This window comes from Pseudomonas sp. 2VD (genome assembly GCF_005503585.1).
GTDB classification, from domain to species: domain Bacteria; phylum Pseudomonadota; class Gammaproteobacteria; order Pseudomonadales; family Pseudomonadaceae; genus Pseudomonas; species Pseudomonas aeruginosa.
On the sequence record NZ_SCND01000384.1, the window covers coordinates 1 to 5,557 of the forward strand.

Consider the following 5,557-nt stretch of genomic DNA (forward strand, 5'->3'; position numbering starts at 1 on the left):
GGTCAATAAGTCGCAGGGCGACCGTCGCGATTCCGCTGCGACGCCCGGCTCGCGGCCCGGCGGGGGCCGGGGAACGGGGCGAACGGTCGCCGCGCGGCCATCCGCCGTTGCGGCCTTCGCTGGAAATGAAATGAAAGAAGCCATGGGGGAGGCCCATGGCTTCTCGTTTCGCGCAGCCGTTGCCGGACGTCAGCCGGCGACCAGGATGCGGATCGCCTCGAGGCGCAGGGAGGCCTTGTCGAGCAGGGCCAGGCCTTCCTCGCGCTGGGTGCGCAGGCTGTCCAGCTCGCTGTCGCGGACGCTCGGGTTGACCGCCTTGAGCGCGGTCAGGCGCGCCAGTTCCTCGTCCATCGCGGCGGCGAACTGCTGCTTGGCCCTGGCCACGCGTTCCTCGTGGCGCGGGACGATCTTGCCCTCGGCCACGTCGAACTGCTTGGCCAGCACGTCGCGCTGGGCCTGGACGAACTTGTTGGCGCTGACCCGTGGCACGCTTTCCAGCTGGTCGTTGAGGGTTTCCAGGGACACCCGGCCGGCCAGGTCGTTGCCGTTGGCGTCGAGCAGGCAGCGCAGGGCCTGCGGCGGCAGCCAGCGGCCGAGCTGGAGGGCGCGCGGTGCCACGGCCTCGCTGACGAACAGGAGTTCGAGCAGCACGGTGCCAGGCTTCAGCGCCTTGTTCTTGATCAGCGCCACCGAGGTGTTGCCCATCGAGCCGGACAGCACCAGGTCCATGCCGCCCTGAACCATCGGATGTTCCCAGGTGAGGAACTGCATGTCCTCGCGGGCCAGCGCCTGGGCACGGTCGTAGGTGATGGTCACGCCTTCGTCGTCGCCGAGGGGGAAGCCGGCGTCGAGCATCTTCTCGCTTGGCTTGAGGATCAGGGCATTTTCCGAATGGTCTTCGCTGTGGATGCCGTAGGCGTCGAACAGGCGCTCCATGTAGATCGGCAGGGCGAAGTCGTCGTCCTGCTCCTCGATGGCCTCCACCAGCGCCTCGCCTTCGCCGGCGCCGCCGGAGTTCAGCTCCAGCAGGCGGTCGCGACCGCTGTGCAGCTCCGCTTCGAGGGCTTCGCGACGGGCGCGGCCTTCGGCGAGCAGCGCGTCCCAGGCCTTGTCCTCGCCGCCGTCGAGCAGCGGCAGCAGGCGCGGGCCGAACTCGTGTTGCAGGGCGTTGCCGGTGGGGCAGGTATTGAGGAAGGCGTTCAGCGCCTGGTGGTACCACTGGAACAGACGCTGCTGGGCGCTGTTCTCCAGGTGCGGTACGTGCAGCTGGATGGTGTGTCGCTGGCCGATCCGGTCGAGGCGGCCGATGCGCTGCTCGAGCAGGTCCGGGTGGGCCGGCAGGTCGAACAGCACCAGGTGGTGGGCGAACTGGAAGTTGCGGCCTTCGCTGCCGATTTCCGAGCAGATCAGCACCTGGGCGCCGAACTCTTCGTCGGCGAAGTAGGCGGCGGCGCGGTCGCGCTCGAGAATGCTCATGCCTTCGTGGAACACCGTGGCGGAGATGCCCGAACGCAGGCGCAGGGCGTCTTCCAGGTCGAGGGCGGTCTCGGCGTGGGCACAGATGACCAGGACCTTGAACTGCTTGAGCATCTTCAGGGTATCGATCAGCCACTCGACGCGCGGGTCGAAGCGCCACCAGCGATTGTTGTCGTCGCCGTCTTCCCACTGTTGCTGGAAATTCACTTCCGGATACAGGTCCGGGTGTTCGCCGGCCGGCAGTTCCTGGTACTGGCTCGGCATCGGCAACGGATAGGCGTGCAACTCGCGCTGGGGGAAGCCCTGCACGGCGGCGCGGGTGTTGCGGAACAGCACGCGGCCGGTGCCGTGGCGGTCGAGCAGTTCGCGGACCAGGCGCGAGCGGGCGTCTTCATCGCCGCCCTCGACGCTGGCCAGCAGCTCGTCGCCCTCGCTGCCGAGGAAGCCGTGGATGGCCGTGCGCGCGCCGGCGGAAAGATTGCCGTGGTCGAGCAGTTCCTGCACCGCTTCGGCGACCGGGCGGTATTGCTCGCTCTCCCGGCGGAACGCTTCGAGGTCGTGGAAGCGGTTCGGATCGAGCAGGCGCAGGCGCGCGAAGTGGCTGTCCTGGCCGAGTTGCTCCGGGGTCGCGGTGAGCAACAGGACGCCGGGAATGATCTCCGCCAGTTGCTCGACCAGCGCGTATTCGGCGCTGACCTGGTCCTGGTGCCAGACCAGGTGGTGGGCTTCGTCGACCACCAGCAGGTCCCAGCCGGCGGCGAACAGGGCGTCCTGGGCGCGTTCGTCTTCCTTCAGCCACTCCAGGGCGACCAGGGCCAACTGGGTGTCCTCGAAGGGATTGCTGGCATCGCTTTCGGCGAAGCGCTCCTTGTCGAACAGGGCCACCTGCAGGTTGAAGCGCCGGCGCATCTCCACCAGCCACTGGTGCTGGAGGTTTTCCGGAACCAGGATCAGCACCCGCCCGGCGCGGCCGGAAAGCAACTGGCGATGGATGATCAGGCCGGCCTCGATGGTCTTGCCCAGGCCCACTTCGTCGGCCAGCAGGACGCGCGGCGCCATACGGTCGGCGACTTCGCGGGCGATGTGCAACTGGTGGGCGATCGGCTGGGCGCGGGCGCCGCCGAGGCCCCAGAGCGAGGACTGGAGCAGTTGGCTGCGGCGTTCGAGAGTGTGGTAGCGCAGGGAGAACCAGGGCAGGGGATCGATCTGTCCGGCGAACAGACGGTCGCTGGCGAGGCGGAACTGGATGAAGTTGGAGAGCTGGGTTTCCGGCAGGGTGCGCTGCTCGTTCTGCGCGGTGAGGCCGTGGTACACCAATAGGCCTTCGCTTTCCTCGACCTCGCGGACGGTCATCTTCCAGCCTTCGAAGTGCGTCACTTCATCGCCGGGGGCGAAGCGCACGCGGGTCAGCGGCGCATTGCGCAAGGCGTACTGGCGGGTATCGCCGGTCGCCGGATAGAGCACGGTGAGCAGGCGGCCATCCTGGGCCAGGATGGTCCCCAGGCCCAATTCCGCTTCACTGTCGCTGATCCAGCGTTGCCCCGGTTGATACTGCGCCATGTCCACCTCCCAAAAAAGCCGGGTATGGTACCGCAACGCGTGGCGTTGAGCGACGCTTGGCGATGGATTGCGTGTTGCGCCAGGGCTTCGTCGGAGAGCCGTCCGTCGGTACGGGAGCGACCGCCTGGCGGCTGGTTCTCAAGTCGAGCGGCGGGTCGACCGATAACCCTTGTAGAAGAACGCCGCAAACCGGCACGCTGCGAGAACCCATGACGCGGCACTACCCAGAGAGGTTGCCTGCATGCTTCCGCCGATCCCCCAGGGCCTGATCCCGGTTACCGTCCAGCAGGACCCGCCCAAGCCCCGTCCGGCCACGCCGCCGGTCGCGCCGACCCAGGCTGGCGCGGGCAGCGATGGCGTCGCCTTGCGCCAGGAGCGCGACGAGGAAAGCTGGCTGGAAGAGGAATACCGCCGTCGCCAGCGCCGCCAGGGCGGCGAGGCGCACGCGCGGAGCGACGAGGGGGACGAGGCGCCGGCTGACGAGGCGGGGGAGAGCGCCCAGGCGGACGAGCTGCCGCGCAAGGGACAATTGATCGACATCGAAGTGTAACCCTGGTTTTCCAGGCTTCAGCAGCGGCCTTGCGGCGTAGTAACCTGCGGCCCATGGACCTGTTCGCCGACGCACCCCTGACCCTGCCGGACGCCGACCTGCGCTATCTCCCGCACTGGCTGGATGCGCCGCTGGCGAGCGCCTGGCTGTTGCGCCTGGAACAGGAAACGCCCTGGGAACAGCCGATCCTGCGCATCCATGGCGAGGAGCATCCGACCCCGCGCCTGGTGGCCTGGTACGGCGACCCGGAAGCCGCCTACCGTTATTCCGGCCAGGTCCACCGGCCGCTGCCATGGACCGCGTTGCTCGGCGAGATTCGCGAGCGCGTGGAGCGCGAGGTCGGCCAGCGGGTCAACGGCGTGCTGCTGAACTACTACCGCGACGGCCAGGACTCCATGGGCTGGCACAGCGACGACGAGCCGGAGCTGCGCCGCGATCCGCTGGTCGCCTCGCTCAGTCTCGGCGGCAGCCGCCGCTTCGACCTGCGGCGCAAGGGCCAGACCCGCATCGCCCACTCTCTGGAACTGACCCATGGCAGCCTGCTGGTCATGCGCGGCGCAACCCAGCATCATTGGCAACATCAGGTGGCGAAGACCCGCCGCTCCTGCATGCCCCGTTTGAACCTGACCTTCCGCCTGGTGTACCCCCAGCCATGAACGACGACGACAAGGTGATCGACCTCAGCGCCGAGCGCGACAAGCGCATCCACGACGTGCACGAGAAGCGCCTGCAGGAGGTCCGCAAGGCCTTCGAACAGGTGTTGCCGCTGGGCAAGCCGCGGAAGAAGCCGAAAGGCAAGCCGAAGAAGCGCTGAAGCCTCCGCCGCCGCGTTCGCCGGCGGCGCATTCCTGCGGGCAACGTGCGGCGATCGGGCAGGTTTTTCCCGGTTATCTGCGGCGTCCGACCGCATTCTCCCTCCTGCGAAACTTGACCTGGGTCAGTGTCATGCACCTGGCCGAAAAAGCCCGTCCGGGCGATTGATCCAGGTCAATATTGCGCCGCCGCGCCTCGCTAATCTGAGCCCATCGAGCAACACCCAACCGGCAACTGGAGGCCATCAACATGTTCATCGACGAAGTGGTTCTCGCAGGGATTCTTACGGTAGGCCTCATGGTCGCTTTCTTCGGTGGGGTCGGTTACTTCATCTGGAAGGATTCCCATAGCCGCAAAGGCTGATCCTCCCGGATACACAGAGCACGCAAGGCACTTAGGGCGACTTCGGTCGCCCGTTTTTTTGCGCCTGGAAAAACACCGGCGCAGCGATCGGGATACTACGAATGTCGCTGGACGATATTGTTAGCAGCCTAATAATATAGGCTGCACATATCGCCTCGGCGTTCGCCGGCTATCTATGCTGATGTAGACCCCGTTTCGGAAGACCCTGTGCCCATTCACTGGAAGCCGTTCCTGGCACCCTCGACGCTGGCGCTCAAGTTCGCCATCAAGACGCTCCTGGCCGGCGGCCTGGCGTTGTGGTGCGCCTTTCGCTTCGACCTGGAGCAGCCGCAATGGGCGCTGATGACCGTGCTGATCGTGTCCCAGCCGTTGTCCGGCATGGTGGTGGCGAAGGGCTTGTTCCGCCTGCTCGGCACCCTGGTCGGCACCGCGATGTCGGTGCTGATGATCGCGCTGTTCGCCCAGGCGCCCTGGTTGTTCCTGCTGGCCATCTCGCTCTGGCTGGGGCTCTGCACGGCGGCCTCGACCTCCCTGCGCAACCACGTTTCCTATGCCTTCGTACTTTCCGGCTATACCGTGGCGATCATTGGCCTGCCGGCGGTGGACCAGCCGCTGCTGGTCTTCGAGCAGGCGGTGGCGCGTTGTACCGAGATCTGCCTGGGGATCATCTGCGCCTCGGCGGTCAGTGCGATCCTCTGGCCGCAGCGGGTCGAGCAGAACCTCGACAAGCAGGCCCACACCACCTGGCTGCTGGGCATGCAGGCCGCGCGCGGCGAGATCGACCCGCGCCAGCGG

Annotated in this window: 6 protein-coding genes; 5 read left to right on the forward strand and 1 reads right to left on the reverse strand. The window is 67.0% G+C overall.

The window, feature by feature from the left end; genetic code table 11:
* Window positions 1-189 precede the first annotated feature (189 nt).
* Window positions 190-3,042 (reverse strand): RNA polymerase-associated protein RapA, encoded by a 2,853-nt coding sequence (rapA, locus tag FFS27_RS27695; protein ID WP_369700334.1) that lies wholly within the window; start codon window positions 3,040-3,042, stop codon window positions 190-192.
* Between the two features lie 235 nt (window positions 3,043-3,277).
* Here rapA and FFS27_RS27700 point away from each other — a divergent pair, with 235 nt between their 5' ends.
* The 5 genes from FFS27_RS27700 to FFS27_RS27710 all read left to right on the forward strand — a co-directional run.
* The gene (locus tag FFS27_RS27700; RefSeq protein WP_003091664.1) at window positions 3,278-3,586 is read left to right on the forward strand and encodes a hypothetical protein; all 309 of its coding nucleotides are present in this window, start codon (window positions 3,278-3,280) and stop codon (window positions 3,584-3,586) included.
* 53 nt (window positions 3,587-3,639) lie between these two features.
* On the forward strand, window positions 3,640-4,242 hold the full coding sequence (locus FFS27_RS27705; RefSeq protein WP_003122429.1) for an alpha-ketoglutarate-dependent dioxygenase AlkB family protein: 603 nt from the start codon (window positions 3,640-3,642) through the stop codon (window positions 4,240-4,242).
* The gene (locus FFS27_RS33385) at window positions 4,239-4,400 is read left to right on the forward strand and encodes a hypothetical protein (protein ID WP_003091659.1); all 162 of its coding nucleotides are present in this window, start codon (window positions 4,239-4,241) and stop codon (window positions 4,398-4,400) included. The genes FFS27_RS27705 and FFS27_RS33385 overlap by 4 nt, the downstream gene beginning before the upstream one ends.
* A 248-nt stretch (window positions 4,401-4,648) precedes the next feature.
* Window positions 4,649-4,762 carry a cytochrome c oxidase subunit CcoM gene (gene ccoM / locus FFS27_RS34050; protein ID WP_003091657.1) on the forward strand — a complete coding sequence of 38 codons (114 nt, stop codon included), beginning with the start codon at window positions 4,649-4,651 and terminating at the stop codon, window positions 4,760-4,762.
* 207 nt (window positions 4,763-4,969) lie between these two features.
* The coding region (locus tag FFS27_RS27710; protein WP_137952348.1) for an FUSC family protein at window positions 4,970-5,557 on the forward strand (588 nt) is incomplete at its 3' end.